Origin of the sequence: Fodinibius sediminis, assembly GCF_900182555.1 — a bacterium.
Classification (GTDB): domain Bacteria; phylum Bacteroidota; class Rhodothermia; order Balneolales; family Balneolaceae; genus Fodinibius; species Fodinibius sediminis.
The window spans coordinates 219442-235255 of sequence record NZ_FXTH01000006.1; the positions used below are offsets into that span (position 1 = coordinate 219442).

12 protein-coding genes, 1 tRNA gene, 1 other RNA gene and 1 pseudogene are annotated in these 15814 nt (G+C 51.9%); 7 read left to right on the forward strand and 8 right to left on the reverse strand.

Annotated features, from left to right (window positions below; all coding sequences use genetic code 11):
• The first annotated feature begins 6 nt into the window (after window positions 1–6).
• Both FN808_RS08775 and FN808_RS08780 read left to right on the forward strand, forming a co-directional pair.
• Entirely contained in the window at window positions 7–1983 is a 1977-nt protein-coding gene (locus FN808_RS08775; RefSeq protein WP_142714189.1) for a TonB-dependent receptor plug domain-containing protein, read from the forward strand.
• 126 nt (window positions 1984–2109) lie between these two features.
• Window positions 2110–2568 (forward strand): methyltransferase family protein, encoded by a 459-nt coding sequence (locus tag FN808_RS08780; RefSeq protein ID WP_142714190.1) that lies wholly within the window; start codon window positions 2110–2112, stop codon window positions 2566–2568.
• A 7-nt stretch (window positions 2569–2575) separates the two neighbouring features.
• On the opposite strand, the gene FN808_RS08785 is transcribed toward FN808_RS08780, so the two are convergent.
• The 4 genes from FN808_RS08785 to FN808_RS08800 form a co-directional block, all read right to left on the reverse strand.
• Window positions 2576–3196 (reverse strand): TlpA family protein disulfide reductase, encoded by a 621-nt coding sequence (locus FN808_RS08785; RefSeq protein WP_142714191.1) that lies wholly within the window; start codon window positions 3194–3196, stop codon window positions 2576–2578.
• Between the two features lie 66 nt (window positions 3197–3262).
• Complete coding sequence (locus FN808_RS08790) at window positions 3263–3841, reverse strand: peroxiredoxin family protein (RefSeq protein ID WP_142714192.1); 579 nt, start codon at window positions 3839–3841, stop codon at window positions 3263–3265.
• Window positions 3842–4022: 181 nt separating this feature from the next.
• On the reverse strand, window positions 4023–4376 hold the full coding sequence (locus FN808_RS08795; protein ID WP_142714193.1) for a hypothetical protein: 354 nt from the start codon (window positions 4374–4376) through the stop codon (window positions 4023–4025).
• Window positions 4377–4627: 251 nt separating this feature from the next.
• The gene (locus FN808_RS08800; RefSeq protein WP_142714194.1) at window positions 4628–5524 is read right to left on the reverse strand and encodes an OmpA family protein; all 897 of its coding nucleotides are present in this window, start codon (window positions 5522–5524) and stop codon (window positions 4628–4630) included.
• Window positions 5525–5699: 175 nt separating this feature from the next.
• On the opposite strand from FN808_RS08800, the gene FN808_RS08805 reads away from it, so the two are divergent.
• Window positions 5700–5773, forward strand: a tRNA-Ala gene (locus FN808_RS08805).
• A 174-nt stretch (window positions 5774–5947) separates the two neighbouring features.
• Window positions 5948–6047, forward strand: an RNA gene (gene ffs, locus FN808_RS08810) — signal recognition particle sRNA small type.
• A gap of 150 nt (window positions 6048–6197) precedes the next feature.
• Here the strand turns inward: ffs and FN808_RS08815 are convergent.
• On the reverse strand, window positions 6198–7181 hold the full coding sequence (locus tag FN808_RS08815; protein ID WP_142714195.1) for a YpdA family putative bacillithiol disulfide reductase: 984 nt from the start codon (window positions 7179–7181) through the stop codon (window positions 6198–6200).
• Between the two features lie 282 nt (window positions 7182–7463).
• Window positions 7464–8483 carry a putative RNA-binding protein gene (locus FN808_RS08820; RefSeq protein WP_142714196.1) on the reverse strand — a complete coding sequence of 340 codons (1020 nt, stop codon included), beginning with the start codon at window positions 8481–8483 and terminating at the stop codon, window positions 7464–7466.
• A 201-nt stretch (window positions 8484–8684) separates the two neighbouring features.
• Here FN808_RS08820 and FN808_RS08825 point away from each other — a divergent pair, with 201 nt between their 5' ends.
• Entirely contained in the window at window positions 8685–10037 is a 1353-nt protein-coding gene (locus FN808_RS08825) for a Na+/H+ antiporter NhaC family protein (RefSeq protein WP_142714197.1), read from the forward strand.
• Between the two features lie 14 nt (window positions 10038–10051).
• Here the strand turns inward: FN808_RS08825 and FN808_RS08830 are convergent, their stop codons facing one another.
• Both FN808_RS08830 and FN808_RS08835 read right to left on the reverse strand, forming a co-directional pair.
• On the reverse strand, window positions 10052–10870 hold the full coding sequence (locus tag FN808_RS08830) for a universal stress protein (RefSeq protein WP_142714198.1): 819 nt from the start codon (window positions 10868–10870) through the stop codon (window positions 10052–10054).
• Window positions 10871–10873: 3 nt separating this feature from the next.
• Entirely contained in the window at window positions 10874–13339 is a 2466-nt protein-coding gene (locus FN808_RS08835; protein WP_142714199.1) for a Lon protease family protein, read from the reverse strand.
• A 302-nt stretch (window positions 13340–13641) separates the two neighbouring features.
• On the opposite strand from FN808_RS08835, the gene FN808_RS08840 reads away from it, so the two are divergent.
• Window positions 13642–13995: a hypothetical protein gene (locus tag FN808_RS08840; protein ID WP_142714200.1), complete on the forward strand. Its 354-nt coding sequence runs from the start codon at window positions 13642–13644 to the stop codon at window positions 13993–13995.
• Between the two features lie 129 nt (window positions 13996–14124).
• Window positions 14125–15760: pseudogene (gene groL / locus FN808_RS08845) on the forward strand (chaperonin GroEL).
• The last annotated feature ends 54 nt before the right edge of the window (window positions 15761–15814 follow it).

Sequence of the window (15814 nt, forward strand, 5' to 3'; positions counted from 1 at the left end):
TTATTTATGATTTCTTTCCCGAACATTTTTCCCTTCCAAAAACAGGGCATCATCATTCATGCCTTTGCCCTTTGGCTGGTATTCTGTGCCTTGCCCGTAATGGCACAGCAGGCCGAAACCCTCGACACGATGGTTGTTTCCAGGGAGCTGGTGGTGTCTTCAAGCCGGATCCCCCAGACGGCGGCAGCTTCAGGTCGCAACTTGACGATTATACCATACAAAACCATTCAGAGTATGCCGGTACATACGGTTGATGAGGTGATTCGGTATGTATCGGGTGTTGAAGTACAGTCCCGGGGCGCTTTCGGGACCCAGTCAGACTTCAGTATCAGGGGAAGCACGTTTTCACAGGTATTGGTGATGGTGGATGGCGTACGCATCAATGATCCACTTACGGCGCATTTCAATTCCAACATCCCGGTGGCTCCCTCCGAGATCGAGCGCATCGAGGTGTTGCACGGGCCGGCAGCCGCGCAGTATGGAGCCGATGCGGTTGGAGGGGTTATCAACATTATTACGCGCACTTTTGCTCACTCAGAAGGAGAGCAGGTGACCAGTGCGGATGCCCGAATCGGCTATGGCCAGGATGAGCTTAAGATGGGCCAGGGCGGTTTTTTTCACCGTGGTGATAACTTTCGCATAGGGGGCGGGGGCATGTGGTATCATACGCCCGGACAGTCACTGGGTGAAGGGTATAGGAATCGGTTCAGTATTGGCAATGCATCCTTGTCCGCGGGCTTTCATCTCGGGCACGGCTGGGACCTTGCAGCCCGTACGGCCTACGATGACCGGGATTTCAATGCCCGGTATTTTTATACGGTCAGTCCCTATGATGAGGCTGTCGAACGGGTTACGGCCTGGTGGAATCAGCTGCAGCTTACCCAAAAGTCCGACCGGCAGGTGACAACCCTGAAGGGATCGTTCAAGCACAATGCCGATGATTTTGTTTTCAACCCGGAGTTCCCGGCCAATCATCATACCACGAATTTGTTGAATCTTCAGCTCTATCAGTACCGATCACTGTCCTCCCGTTGGGAATGGACATATGGGGCCCAGATGAGCAATCGTTTTATCCGCAGCAACGATCGCGGACGCCATAACGACTGGCATTATGCGGGCTTTTCAATGGTTCAGTGGAAGCCCCGCGATCCGTTGACGCTGACGGGGAGTCTGCGGCTCGATCATGACGAGAATTACGGGACCGAATTGATGCCCCAGCTTAGTGCATCGTATGAAGGCAGTCGATGGATCCTTCGGGCTTCCGGGGGGCGAAGTATCCGTTCTGCCAGTTATACGGAGCGGTATATATCCAATAATCTTGAAGGACCGTTAGCGGGGGGGCGAAATATCGGGAACCCCTGGCTGAAGGCGGAGCGGTCGTGGTCAGGCGAAGCCGGGCTTGATCTGTTTCCCGTACAGAATCTGCGGTTTTCTGCTACTGGATTTATCCGGTCTTCCTCCAACCTGATTGATTACGTGCTTACGAACTCGGGCAATATCCGCAATAACGAGAACCTGATTGATGATACCGAGTACCTCTATGCCAATAACCTGAGCAGCGTACGAACAGCCGGTATAGAAACGGAACTCTCATTAAACAGGGAAGTCGGGAGCGGCTGGATCTTGAAAAGCCGCCTTGGGTACACCTTTGCCGATGCGTTGAACAAGGAAAAAATTGCTTCTAAATATATTTCCAATTACGCCCGGCACCTGGTGAACGGGATGCTGGCCTTGCAGCAGGGAGCCCTGGAGGTCGCCCTTAATGGACTCTGGAAACAGCGTGAAACAGACCGTGCCGAAGCAATAAGTGCGTATAAATCGCCGAGCTACAGCGTTTGGAATTTAAAAATAGGCTATACCTTCTATAAAAATGTGACTCTGGGCCTGGAGGTTGATAATGTATTTGATGAACGCTACCAGGATATACTGGGCGCCCGCATGCCCGGGCGATGGGCCATGGGGACGCTGAGCTGGGAACTTTGAGACAGGACTGGAAAGAAGCAAAAGTTTTCGGCAGGTTGCCTGAGCCGGGAATCCGGATCCAGCCGACTGATATCACCATCTTTGAACAGGACCTGGTCAGCCTGGCAGAATTTCTTGTGAAAACAGATGAATCTGGAACTTAAAATACCGCCCGCTGCAGTTGCGATTGGTTTCGGTATCATAATGTGGGCGCTGCAGCAGTGGCTGCCCATGTACTGGCCGCGTGGAGGGCTGTGGTTTTGGCCGGCTGTCGTCACCGCGTCGGCCGGGGTGGTGATGGGTATTCTGGGGCTCTTGGAGTTTTACAGGCATGCCACGACCATAAACCCGCATAAGCCTGCAAAGGCCAGTTCGCTGGTTGATTCCGGCGTCTACCGGCTGTCCAGGAACCCGATGTACCTGGCGCTGGCTTGTGTCCTGCTTTCCTGGGGCTTCTACCTGGGAAGCGCTGCAAGCTTGCTTTTGATCCCGCTGTTTGTCTGGTATATGAACCGATTTCAGATTATTCCCGAAGAACGAATCATGATTGAGAAATTCGGCGATGCCTACCGCCGTTACCAGTCGGCTGTCCGCCGCTGGATATAGGACGCTTTTACTGGCTTATGCCGACCAGCCAGTTTCGGAATTCCGGTGCGCTGTAATCCGCGATGCCCTCTTTTTTGTAGATGACCTGCCCTTTTTTGGAAATCACATAGGTGGATGGGATATAGGGACTTTGAAGCACCTGCGGCATTCCTGAAGTCGGAAAATAGTAGGGCATGGAAAATTCTTTTCCTTTCATGAAATTCACCGCTTTCTCGGGCTCTTCGTCGAGTGAGATCAATAGGAATTCTATATTGTCATTTTCTCCCACTTCTTCATAAAGGGTTTCAATAGTTGGCATTTCCGCCACGCAGGGAGGGCACCAGGAGGCCCAGACATTGATGAAGAGCACCTTGCCCTCGAAATCCCGGAGAGTTCGCTGTTCGCCTTTGGGCGTAACCAGGGACAGCTGTTGGCTATCCCCTGAGAGAAAAGGCCCTTCCACGGTGGTAACCTCGTGTGCATTGGCATCGAAAAGACCGGTCCACAGCAGCGCGCGCTGCATCGTACCCAGAACTTCGGTATGTAAACCGGTCAGGTAGAGGATAGCCACTACGGCCGCTATGCCCAGCCATTCCAATAGGCTGCGCTTAAATCCTGAAGATTTCTTATTTTTGTTTTCTGTATTCATCTTGGTGTGTATTTAAATTCTTTGTTCTGTTCTTGGAATGACCCTGGTCGGCTCATTTCAAATACGCTAGCGGCTGGCCAGTTTTTCCAGGGCCGGCTTGATCATGTTTTTGTTGACCATACCGGGAGCGACATATTCCACTTTGCCCTTTTTGTTGATGATAAAAGTCATTGGGATTCCCCGAAATGGTCCATAGCCATCAAAGACAGAGCCGTCATCGACTACCAGGGGATAATTAACCTTATATTTTTTGGCAAAGGGACGAACCACTTCCCAGCCCTCTTCATCAAGAGAGACTCCTACAAAAAGAACCCCATCCTCACGCATTTCCTCCTGTATTTCCACGAAGTCAGGGATCTCTTTTCGGCAAGGGCCGCACCAGGTAGCCCATATATTGAGTACGACGACCTTGCCTTCATGGTCGGAAAGTGTAAAGCGCTCGCCATTCATTTTTTCGAGGGTGAAGTCCGGGGCGTCTTTGAGTTTGCGGCTCGTATCGGTCCGGGAAGCTTCAGCCGGATATGATGCGGAAGCCGTGACGGCCGGTGACTGGACTTGGCTGTTTTTACGGTCGGCCGCGCAGGAGGCGATCATAAGTGAAAAAAGAATAACTGCTGGTATCAAGTGTGTACTGATGAATTTCATGGTATGAGAAAATACGTTAATTCGCTTAGTGTATATATGGGCGATCGGGTTTCAGAGTGTTTGCGGTTTATAATGCCCGGTATGCCCTGCGGACTGGCAAAGGTGTGCAGAAGGAAGAATCATACTGTATCCAGGGAGATCGGCGCCTCGACAGATGGATATGATATACTTTGCCCGTGTGCTAAGCGTATTGCGGGGGGTCGGGTATACGTATTACAAAAAGCTGGGAGTGCAGGGTTGTCAGATGCTTTATGAGCGAATACTCTTTGTGCAGCTCAGGCGATGGCATGGCATGCGCCGGTATCAGGTGAATACTTGAATTGCAATTATTGATCCTGATCTTTTTCCCGGTATCAGGATCGGAAGTAGGGAGATCAAAAACCGTTTTGGACTCTTGCACCTTGCCGAAAGAAAAGAGGTTTTTCTTTGGACAGTTGGGAGACCACTGCACTGCCTTTGTTGTCAGCTCGGGTAGCTGGTGAACCTGATATACGGCAGTGGCCGTCCGGGACAGGATTGATCCGGTGAAGACCAAAAGTAATAGGAGACCTGTATGTCGGATGTAATCAGTCAACAAAGCTGTTTGAGAAGATGACAATTTAAGTGACGCAAGTTAGCCAGTTTTTAACGGGATATCCAAATTTTTATTGCTGTTGAGCAAAGGCTTTCATGTGTGAGATCAAGGGCGAAAGGCGATGGGTTCAGCTTCGCGGGCACGCCATATAAAAAAAGGCGGCCCTGCTGACAGGGCCGCCTTGGAAAATTACTGAGAAAATACGCAGAGGGTTAGTTGGCTGCCGGTTTCATGTCGAACGGACTCAGTGGTATGGTTTCCACACGTCGGTTCTTGCGGCATCCCTGTCCCGGATCCTGATCCATGCAGGGAACAGGTGCTTTTCCTAAACCGCGGACCGTAAGTCGGCTTTCAGCTACGCCGTTCTTGATATAGAATCGGGCTACCTCTTCGGCACGACGCTGGCTGAGGCGCAGGTTGTACTGGTCGCCGCCCACGTGATCGGTATAGCCTTCAATGCGTACATGGAATTTCGCTGCGCCCATGATGGCTTTTGCGTTTTCCCTGAGGATGCGGGCTGCTGCCTGGTCGATATTGGAACGGTCAAAATCAAAGTTAACCACATCCAGGTCGCTCTGTCGCAGGTAGGGCGGATCCTTGGGATCGTTGGGATCGGTTCCCAGTTCGAGTTCCTGGGAGTCGGTAAATCCATCGCCGTCAGTGTCTGCGTTATTGGGATCCGTATTGTGTTCCGTCACTTCATCATAGTCGCTGATGCTGTCGCCGTCGCTGTCGACGGCATTGGGATCGGTGCGATATTCATTTACTTCCTGTCCATCCGTCAGCCCATCGCCGTCACTGTCTTCTGCGTTGGGATCGGTGTTGTAGGAATTGACTTCCTCTCCGTCTGAGAGTCCGTCACCGTCAGAATCGGCTTCGAGGGGATCGGTATCGTATTCGTTCACTTCATCCCCGTCCGTTAATCCGTCGCCGTCGGTATCAGCATTATTGGGATCCGTGCCCAGGGTTTTTTCCCGTGCATCGGTCAACCCATCGCCATCAGTATCAACGTTTTGTACCACCTCTTCACTCGAACTACACCCATATTGTACGAGTGTACCGCCTATTAACATAAACGATATTAAAAAAATATTGAGAGCTCTTTTCATAATGATAATCTCCTGTAAAAAATTTAGAATTTAAGGTACTAAATATGTGGTTGTACAGAATCAAAGGCAAAAAATATTTGATTCAAAAAAATATCAAACAGCGACCCTTGATTAAAGGAATGCATAAAATGTTAGCATTAGTTCAATAAACCACTTATATTTGCACACTCGAATTGGGGCTATAGCTCAGTTGGCTAGAGCGCTTGCATGGCATGCAAGAGGTCCGGGGTTCAAGTCCCCGTAGCTCCACTTTTCTTTTCCTTTCCAAATACAGCAGCGTACAGGCCCATCCCGGCATGCTGTTAGGAGATACTTTTTTGATCTGCAAATGTTCCGAATTATGGAGACAGGAGGCAGGAAGGGAAATTAGTCCTGATTTTTGTTTGCCATTCACCCATTGGATCCCGTATCTTAGGACTTCGAGGGTAGGCCCTGCGCAGCCAGCTCCCTCTCAACTCCGTCAGGACCGGAAGGTAGCAGCGGTAGGAGGTCGTAGCGGCGTGATGCAGGTTGCTTACCCTCTCTTTTTTTACCCTCCTCAGTAGATTATTCCGCTCCCACCGCATTGTTATCAGTGCTCAGGCGAACACAAGCACGTAACAGTAATTGACTACCATGGCAGGGATTGTGGTTTCCACCTATTGGCCCGGCGGAAGCAGTCGATAATGGATGGTCAGGTGAGAGATGGTTTCTTTTGACCGGTGGCCAGCTTGCGGCTGATATCATTGGAGATATGTTCCGCATGAATGCGGGTATTTTCAATAAAGAGGCTGTTGGTATCCATTCCTCCACACACGACACCGGCAACATAGAGGCCTTGGCGGTTCGTTTCGAGCGTTTTATCATCGTACACCGGCATACGTTTGCTGTCATCGGTCAGTGCGATGCCAAAGCGGGTCATCAGCTCAAAGTTAGGCTGGTAGCCGGTCATTGCAAGCACAAAATCATTGGGGATGGTCTTGATGCCGTCCGGCGTTTTGAGCACAACTTCATCCGGCTTTATTTCTTGTACCTCTGTGTTAAAATAGCCGGTGATTTCATTATTTTTGATACGGTTTTCAATATCCGGTTTCACCCAGTACTTTACGGTGTCCTTAATGTGGCCATCTCGAACAGCAAGGGTAACATTGGCGTGCGCCCTATAGGTTTCCAGGGCTGCATCCACGGCCGAGTTCCCTCCGCCGATTACCAGTACGTCCTGCCAGGCATAGGCGTGGGCCTCATCATAATAGTGCCGTACCTTGTCCAGCTCCTCACCCGGTATGTTCATCAGCCGCGCAATGTCATAAAATCCGGTCGCCACCACTACCTTGGAGGCTGCATACTGCCCGTGGTCGGTCTTGACAAGGAACTGTTCATCCTCGCCGTCTATGGCCTGGACCTCTTCGTACAGGTGCACATCCAGGTTGTAGCTTTCCGCCGCCCGCCGGTAGTATTCGAGGGCTTCGCGGCGCGTGGGTTTTGGATTATGCGAGATGAAAGGGACCTCTCCGATCTCCAGCCGCTCGGAGGTTGAAAAGAAGGTCATGTCCTTGGGATAATGGAAAATACTGTTGACCAGGCTGCCCCGTTCGATGATCTTCGAAGAAATCCCTTTGCGCTGAAGCTCAATAGCCGTAGCAAGTCCGATGGGGCCAGCCCCTACAATGATAACCATGATGCAGTAGTCGTTAATCTTAATTTTGGTGTTAAATTATGGATGATAAAACAATTAATTGAATATTATATGAATTCGTTTCTGTACCGGGCAAAATCCTGACTTGCCTCTTGATCTCGCCTTGTCCGCTGTTCAGCCGGTTAAAAGATTTTACGGGACCAACCATTTTGTGTGGAAACAATGGCCGTGAGGCCGTTGTCATCAGGATGAGAGGTATATAATGACAACAGGGATTGCCCCTTGCGAGACAATCCCTGCTATTTGTACCTCCGAAGAAAGTTGTCAGTTACCGCGCCCGCGACTGCGTCCTCCGCGCCGGCTTTTGCTTTTCCTGCTGTTTCCTTTTTTGCGGACCGTGCCCCGGCTTTTCCGGCTACTGTTTGATTGACGGACCTTGCGATGGCGATTTTCCGATTTTCGCTTGGCAGGGCGAACCGCCTTTCGCTGCTTGCGGCTGTGCCGCTTTTGGATGCGGGCCTTGCGGCTGGATCTTTTTGTCCGGTTGGACCTCACCTTTTTTCGCTTGTGGATCCGACGCTTGGACTGCCGGGGGGACCGGCTTTGAATTTTTCGTTTTTTAGGTGAGCGGTATACGGAGTTTCCGCGTCCTTTTCGGTGCTGTTTTCCGCGAATTTTTTTTCGGGCTTTGCTCCGGTCCACCTTCGAAGCGCGCTTTACGGCTCCGGACCGGTAGGCATCTCGTCCCTTCTGCCTGCGGTATCGCGAGCGTGCATTATGGGCATTTCTTCTTAACCGCTTGACGCGTTTTCGATACCGCTTTTCAATATGGGCATAATGCTTTCTTTTTTGCATGCGGGCCCGGTATCTTCTCACTTTGGGGTGAATGTGGTAGGCCCATCGATCGGGCAGGCGGTGTCTTGGAGCGCGCAGGAACGAAAAAGTCAGTCCATCCAGCCATATTTGTACGGAATAATAGGGCGAATGGTAGTCGTTGTAGGTGAAACGGTGGCGATGATACCAGTCCCGTCCCCGCAGCCGGATCAGCAGTCCGCGGTCTCTGAAGCCATCGCGATACCCGGCCTCATAGATGTCGATATCACGGACCAGGTCGTAGAAGCGGTAATCGTTGTAATAGGCATCGTTAACCCCGTCCATATAGCCTTTCAGGTAGGCGGCCTGATAGGAATCCCGGTAGTAACGGTGGGAGTGACCGAGGTTCAGCTGAAAGTGAACAAAGGGTTTAAACGATTGATAGCTTAATTCTATATAGGTAGATTGCGCAGCCAGCGGCACGTTAAAAAATGCAATAAATAATGTCGTAACAAATACTTTTCTAATCATAACAACCTCCTGCTTGGGTCTGATTTAATGATGCTGCTTATTAATATCAACTATTCGGCGGCATGCCAATAGCATGATAATGTTAAATTTCCCGATTGCTCAGTGGTATGGTTTTGAGTGCATCATGCGTGAAATAGCGGTTGGCAGCACCTGTAAATTTCAGTATCATCCGTATCGATTAATTAACTTCGAGTTCTATTCATGAACGACTGGATCGTCATTTTACCGCCGATAGTTGCCATAGGAATAGCCCTGTGGCGGCGGGAAGTGATTTTATCGCTGTTGGCTGCCCTCTTTCTGTCGGAATGGATGGTGGCCTCCTATCATCCCGGCAGCGCCTTTACCGGGCTGCTGGAGCGACTGGTGACCGTTTTTGAAAATCCATCGAATACCAGCGTGCTGCTTTTCAGCCTTATGGTGGGCGCACTGATCGAGTTTATCAAGACTTCGGGCGGGGTAAGCGCCCTGGTACAGCGGCTTTCGGCGATCGGGCTGACCAAGACGCCGCGCCAAGTGGGTATGCTGACGACCATCACGGGCATTTTTATTTTTATTGAGACCAATCTGAGTATCCTTACGGCGGGAATCCTTTCGCGCGGGCTTTTCGATAAGTTTGACATGAGCCGTGAGCGGCTGGCTTATGTTGTTGATTCAACCTGTGCGCCTGTGGCCGTTCTTATTCTGTTGAACGGATGGGGAGCCTATCTCTTGGGGCTGATTGGCAATTACGAGATTGAAAACCCGGTTTCCGTTCTGGCTGCAACGATCCCGCTGAATTTTTATGCTCTCCTCACGCTCGGCCTTGTCTTCTATACGGTATTGACAGGCAGGGTATACGGGCCGATGAAAAAACTGGAGACCCATGATGGGGAAACGGATATGGATGACACGGAACCACCGACCAATGCTCGGTATATGCTGGTTCCGCTGGCTGTAATGACGGGGGGGATCCTCTTTTTCCTGTGGCTGACCGGGGATGGAAATATCATGGAAGGGGAGGGGGCTACCTCGGTGCTCTGGGCTACGGCCCTGGCCATAGCTGTGGGATACCTGCTGCTTCGCTTTGAAGGGGTGTACACCCACAGGGAGCTGGTGGATCTTTCATTTGAAGGCATGAGTAACCTGCTGCCGCTGGTTACCATCGTTCTTCTTTCCATTGCGCTGGGAATGAGTTTACAGGATCTGGGCACCGGGAGCTACATTTCTTCGCTCATCGGCGTTTTTTTGCCACGGTATCTGATTATTCCCCTTATTTTTCTGGCTTCAGGGGCCATTGCCTTTACCACCGGCACCTCATGGGGGACTTTTGCCCTCATGATTCCCATTGGTATTCCCCTCGCTCTGGATCTGGGGCTTGCGGTCCCTCTTCTACTCTCAGCCGTCATCGGGGGCGGGGTATTCGGCGATCACTGTTCTCCTATTTCCGATACTACGCTCATGTCCTCATTGGCTGCCGGCTGCGATCATCTTGACCATGTTAAAACACAGCTGCCCTATGCTCTTGTCACGGGTGGAATAACATTTATCCTGTATCTTGTCATCGGCTTGATCTGAAGAGGATTCATCCGCTACAGCAGGAGGATGGAATTGGGAAGTTCTTCCAAAAGGCTGGAGATATTGGGCTGCGACTCCTGTCGCTGAACGAGATATATGGCATTGCGGTGAGACCGTAGGAATTCCACGTCCATATGGCGGTGGACTTCACTTTTGTCCCTGATACTGGAGCCGGAAAGTTCCGGGGCTTCTGGGGCTCCCGGCTCCGTCTTCAGGAAGGGCCAGCCCTCAGGAATATGGAAAGGATAAGGCCAGAAAAGATGCATATCCCTTTGCAATAGCCGGCTCAGGCCGAACGTCCAGCGAATGACTTCGGCACTTTCCTCCGGAGTGGTACAGATCCCAATGACATTATGGGGCCATGAGGCTCCGTTGTTCCATACCAGCACCGGTGCGGGGCTGTTCCGGGCCAGGAAATGGGCCGTACTTCCGACAGAAGCACGACGGCCGAAGGGCTGGGCATTGCGACCGATAACGACCAGGTCCACCTGGCTTGCGGCCTTCATGATTTCATTGTTGATAGTCCCGCGCACCGACTGGTAGGAATAGTGTATTTTCAGCGATTCGCTGTACTGGGTAAATACATGCTGCAGCCGTGCTTTCAGGGCCTCCGACTGTTCCCGGATGTGCTGTTCGGTAAGAGGGATAAGTTCTCCTGTGTAACTGCTCGTCTGCTGAGTGAAGTTCAGCTGGCAGGCTTCGAACCATTCCTGGTCTTCAATATACAGGGCCTGAAGCTTTGCAGACGACCGGCGGGCCAATTCAGCCGCAGCTTTAAATCCGGCAGTGGAGCCGGAGGGATCCAGGGCAACCAATATGGAGGATAGTCTCATTTTCTAGGTGTTTTCAGCTTTGCCGTTTTCTTTGATTGAGGTGCCGAACTCCCGGCGTATGGAGGCGAACCGGTTGAGCTTTTTTTCCACCAGGAAGTTGATCGACCCCTTGGGATAGCGCCCGCTGTCGTCCCGGCTTCCCATCTGGATGCCGGTCAGGATTTCCATACCTTCATTGATGGTTTTGATGGCATAGATATGGAATTTCCCCTCTCCAACGGCGCCTACTACTTCCTGCTTCAGCACCAGGTTTTTGATGTTTGCGTCGGGTATCAGGACGCCCTGGTCGCCGGTTAGTCCCCGCTTGCTACAGATATCAAAGAAACCCTCGATTTTTTCATTTACGCCCCCGATGGGCTGGATATCTCCATGCTGATTCACGGAACCAGTAACAGCGATGGATTGCTTCAGGGGAACCTCTGCGATGGCTGACAGCAAGGCATACAGTTCGGTTGAGGAGGCACTGTCGCCCTCCACACCGCCATAGGATTGTTCAAATACCAGGCTGGCGGAAAGGGAAAGGGGCTTTTCAATGGCATAACGGGCTCCCAGAAAGGAGGAAAGGATAAGCACACCCTTCGAATGAATGGGACCGCTCATCTCAACTTCCCGTTCGATATTGATGACTTCGCCCCGTCCCACCTTGACACGGGCTGTAATGCGGGTGGGGTGGCCGAAGGCCAGGCTGCCCAGCATAATGACCGAAAGTCCATTAACCTGCCCTGTCTTGACGCCGTCGGTGTCAATAAAGATTGTTTTCCTGAGGATGGACTCCTGAACCTGGTCTCTCAATCGTCCCGACCGGTAGAGCTGTTGGTCGATGGCTTTCTGTACCGCCTCCCTGTTGATAACCCGGCGACCTTCCTGCTGCGCCCAGAAATCCGCTTCCCGGAGCAGGTCGATGACATCACGAAAATGGGTGCTCATTTTTTCATTGTCGCTGACCAGCCGAGAGGCATGTTCGACAACGCGCGCCACGCCCGACCGGTTGAGCGGTTTGAGCTCATGCTTCTGAGCCAGCATTGCAATGATGCGGGCAAAGAGGTTTTGATTGTCGGGGGTCCAGTCAATTTCATCTGCAAAGTCTACATCCACTTTGAACAGGGTCTTGAAGTCGGCATCGTAGGCACAGAGCAGGTAATACAGCAGCCGGCTTCCCATCAGGACCACTTTGATGTCCAGGTCGATGGGCTTGGGTTCCAGCGTAACAGTACTGAACAGCCCGTACATGTCTCCCGGTGATTCAATTTTCAGCTTCTTGCTCTGCAGCACTCGCTTCAGCCCTTCCCAGGAGAAGGGATGCGTGAGTATGCGGTTTACATCCAGCAGCAGGTACCCGCCGTTGGCCCGCAGCAGGGCTCCGGGTCTGATGTAGGTGAAATCGGTGGTTAGCGTGCCCATCTCGGAAAGATGTTCGATCCGACCAATAAGGTTGATAAAAGTAGGGTTGTCCTCATAAATCACCGGGGCGCCTTCCGTGTCGGTGTTGTCAACCATCACGTTGACGGTATAACGCCACAGTACGGGGTGTTCGGCAGGAGATTTGCTGCTGTCAAAGTCGCTGCCGCGAACGAAGGGGTTTCCGCTTCCGGGATTGACAATCTGTTCTACGTGGAGGATGATATCCTGCTGGACCTGCTTGAGGTATTCCAGAATTTCGGGCAGGTCGCTGAATTCATTTTCAACCTCTTCGATCAGCCCCCGGACCGAAAATTCGGCAAATTCCTTGTTCAGCTCTTCCCGCATCGAGCGGTATGTACGCTGCCGCTTGGGTGCCTGGCGTAGGATCTTTTGCAGCTCCTTCTGAAATTTTTGAGCTTCATTTTCCAGCCGCTGCTTTTCTTCATCCGAAAGCTCCTTTATTTCCTCATTGGTCATGATGCGATCTTCCTTGATAGGAACAAAGGAGTAGCCGATCGGGGTGCTTAGGATTGTCAATCCCTTTTCCTGGGCCTGTTCCTGCAGGTCGGCAAACGTCTGTTGCTCCTGGGCTTTCCATTCCTCTTCGACGGTCTGTCGCCGGTTCTGATATTCCTCACTTTCAAGAGCCGAGGTCAGAATATTTGGAAGATCTTCGCAGAAACTGTTCATCATGTCCCGGAACTTGACGCCCCGGCCTGCCGGCAGCTCCAGGGCAACAGGTTTGTTTTCATTGTCAAAATTACAGACATAGCACCAGTCTCTGGGCACGGGTTTCTCTGCGGCCTCTTTCTTGATGAGTTCCTCCAGTAGGTTCCGCTTGTCGGTATTTTCCGGTCCAAGGGCATACATGTTGTAACCGTCTTTTTGCATTTTGATGCCAAACTCGGCCGAGGTGAGGGCCCGGTCCTGGCCGACCAGGAGATGGTCAAGCGTTTCAAGATCGTCGGTGGTTTCGAAGGAGAATCCGTCGAAGGTGCATGTGCGGTATAACTGGTCTGCGGGAAGGCTGCTGATACGGGTCGCGGGTTCTGGCTTTTCTTCAATCATAATAGTTGGCTAAATGGAGGTTACTTCACACCTAATGGTAGATTTTAACTATTATCGGCCGGATGTCTTCCATGGGGATTTCCGAACATTTATGTAGGGCGTTACCTTATTTACAAGAGGACGGGGAGGGATAAAAGCAAGAGCAAGGAGCGTCCATCCCCGGCAGGATCAAGTATTCCCTACGTCGTGCCGGGGTAATCCACCTACTTGAATCCTGGGATAAAATATTTAGCCTTAACCATAAGTTTGATTGTACTAACTCTTATTGTTACAGGATCTACTTGCCGATGGAAACGAAAAGCATGCCTTCAGTTTTACATGAATACAATTTTAAATCAATTGAAGAGTTCCTCGATGCGGTAACCCATCAGAAGTGCAGTTATTATGCCAGCCATTTTCTGGCTGTAGAGGAAGGGGAGCTCGCACAAGTTGATGATTCCGTACAGCACAGTCTGCAAATATTTAAAACGCTTGATCTCTCCACCGAAGAACATTTCTTCCCGGTATACCGGGGCGGTCCCGATTACGTATACAAAGACTGGAAGCTCTCCCCGCTGGCCCGGGTGCTTATGCTGGTGGACGGAGATCCCACAAATGTGAGGGAGATAGCACGAAAGCAGACCGAACTGATCGACCGGATGCTGAACCACATGTAGACAGCATGAGACGGAGCTGTAAGCTCTGCCCCTACCGAGAAGTGCAATGGATACTTACATCCTGTTCTTGGCACAGCCTGTATTTTGTAGCTAAAATAGCAAAACAGATCAACGACCTTCAGGGGAAATATGGCGCACAAGAAATTATTGTTTCAAACCGATGCACGTGAAAAAATACTGAAAGGGGCGACCACGCTTTATGATGCAGTGCGTGTAACCCTGGGCCCAAAATCAAAATCTGTACTGATTGAAAAAAAATGGGGCAAACCGCTTGTCTGCAACGACGGGGTCACGATTGCCAAGGAGGTGGTCCTGAAAGATCCGGAAGAAAACCTGGGGGCCCAGGTCCTGAAGGAAGCCGCCGAACGAACGGGCGACCTGGTTGGGGATGGGACCTCATCTTCCACTATCATCGCCTACACTATCTTTGCCGAGGGACTAAAGAATGTAGCGGCGCGGGCCAGTGCCATTGAGCTGAAACGGGGGGCTGGATCGCGGCTTGAAGGTGGTTGTAGAGGTACTCAGGGGGATATCGCGGCCTGTAAAAAGCCACAAGGAGAAAGAGCAGGTGGCCACCATTTCAGCTCATAATGACACGGCCATCGGCGCCCTGGTGGCGGAAGCCATCGATAAGATTGGTCCCGAGGGTGTCATTACCGTGGAAGAGGCGAAGGGAACGGAGACCCTGGTGGAAGTAGTGGAGGGAATGCAGTTCGACCGCGGTTACCTGTCCCCTTATTTTGTCACGGATCCGCAGAAGATGGAAGTAGAGATTGAGAATCCGCTCATCCTTCTGTACGACAAGAAAATAAGCAGTTTGAAAGATCTTCTTCCCCTGCTGGAGGAGATTGCCAAGCGACAGTCGGGGCTGGTGGTGATAGCCGAAGATGTGGACGGTGAAGCCCTGGCAAGCCTCGTAGTCAACCGCATCCGGGGCGTGCTGTCCTGTGTCGCCATCAAGGCCCCGGGATTTGGTGACCGCCGAACGGCCATGCTGCAGGATATTGCCCTGCTTAGCGGGGGAGAGCTGATCTCTGAGTCGCTGGGGATGAAACTGGAGAATGTCACCCCGGAGATCCTTGGCAAGGCACAGCGGGTGGTTGTCGACAAAGATACAACTACCATCATTGGAGGAGCGGGCGAGAAGCCGGCCATCGAGGGGCGTTGCGCCGAACTGCGCAGGCAGATTGAGATAACGGACTCGGATTACGACAGGGAAAAGCTGCAGGAACGCCTGGCCAAGCTTTCGGGCGGGGTGGCGGTGATCCGGGTGGGAGCCCTTTCCGAGACTGAGCTCAAAAGCCGGAAGGAAGCGTATGAAGATGCTATCAGTGCCACCAAGGCAGCGATAGAAGAGGGTATTGTGCCGGGGGCGGGACTGGCTCTGCTGCAGGCCATCCCGGCGCTGGAAGAGGAGGCACGGAAGGCGGATGGAGATGAGAGGACGGGCGTGATGATCCTGCGCCACGGGCTCGAGGCCCCCGCCCGGCAGATTGCTGAAAATTCCGGTGCCGATGACGGAGTGGTTGTTGAAAAGATGATTGCAGGGGATGGCAAAACAGGATTCGATGCCTCTGTCAACCAGTTTGTGGATCTCTATCAGGCCGGCATCGTGGATCCTACCAAAGTGGTGCGTATTGCCCTTGAAAATGCGGTATCGGTGGCGGGGACACTGCTTCTGACCGAAGCAACCATGACCGAGGTGGAGGATAAGCCCACGGCCTTTCGCGAGCATTCGGAGATGGAGGACGGGTATATGGGATAAGCGGTGGCCGGTAGTTCGGGGTGGGGCTACCCTGTATCTTTCTGTTTGGAATGC

What these genes read in the sequence shown, in the direction of transcription:
- FN808_RS08830 (WP_142714198.1), bottom strand. Translation starts at nt 10,870, where the DNA reads ATGAGACTATCCTCCATATTGGTTGCCCTGGATCCCTCCGGCTCCACT.
- FN808_RS08785 (WP_142714191.1), bottom strand. Translation starts at nt 3,196, where the DNA reads ATGAATACAGAAAACAAAAATAAGAAATCTTCAGGATTTAAGCGCAGC.
- FN808_RS08815 (WP_142714195.1), bottom strand. Translation starts at nt 7,181, where the DNA reads ATGGTTATCATTGTAGGGGCTGGCCCCATCGGACTTGCTACGGCTATT.
- FN808_RS08780 (WP_142714190.1), top strand. Translation starts at nt 2,110, where the DNA reads ATGAATCTGGAACTTAAAATACCGCCCGCTGCAGTTGCGATTGGTTTC.
- FN808_RS08790 (WP_142714192.1), bottom strand. Translation starts at nt 3,841, where the DNA reads ATGAAATTCATCAGTACACACTTGATACCAGCAGTTATTCTTTTTTCA.
- FN808_RS08825 (WP_142714197.1), top strand. Translation starts at nt 8,685, where the DNA reads ATGAACGACTGGATCGTCATTTTACCGCCGATAGTTGCCATAGGAATA.
- FN808_RS08835 (WP_142714199.1), bottom strand. Translation starts at nt 13,339, where the DNA reads ATGATTGAAGAAAAGCCAGAACCCGCGACCCGTATCAGCAGCCTTCCC.
- FN808_RS08840 (WP_142714200.1), top strand. Translation starts at nt 13,642, where the DNA reads ATGCCTTCAGTTTTACATGAATACAATTTTAAATCAATTGAAGAGTTC.
- FN808_RS08800 (WP_142714194.1), bottom strand. Translation starts at nt 5,524, where the DNA reads ATGAAAAGAGCTCTCAATATTTTTTTAATATCGTTTATGTTAATAGGC.
- FN808_RS08775 (WP_142714189.1), top strand. Translation starts at nt 7, where the DNA reads ATGATTTCTTTCCCGAACATTTTTCCCTTCCAAAAACAGGGCATCATC.
- FN808_RS08820 (WP_142714196.1), bottom strand. Translation starts at nt 8,483, where the DNA reads ATGATTAGAAAAGTATTTGTTACGACATTATTTATTGCATTTTTTAAC.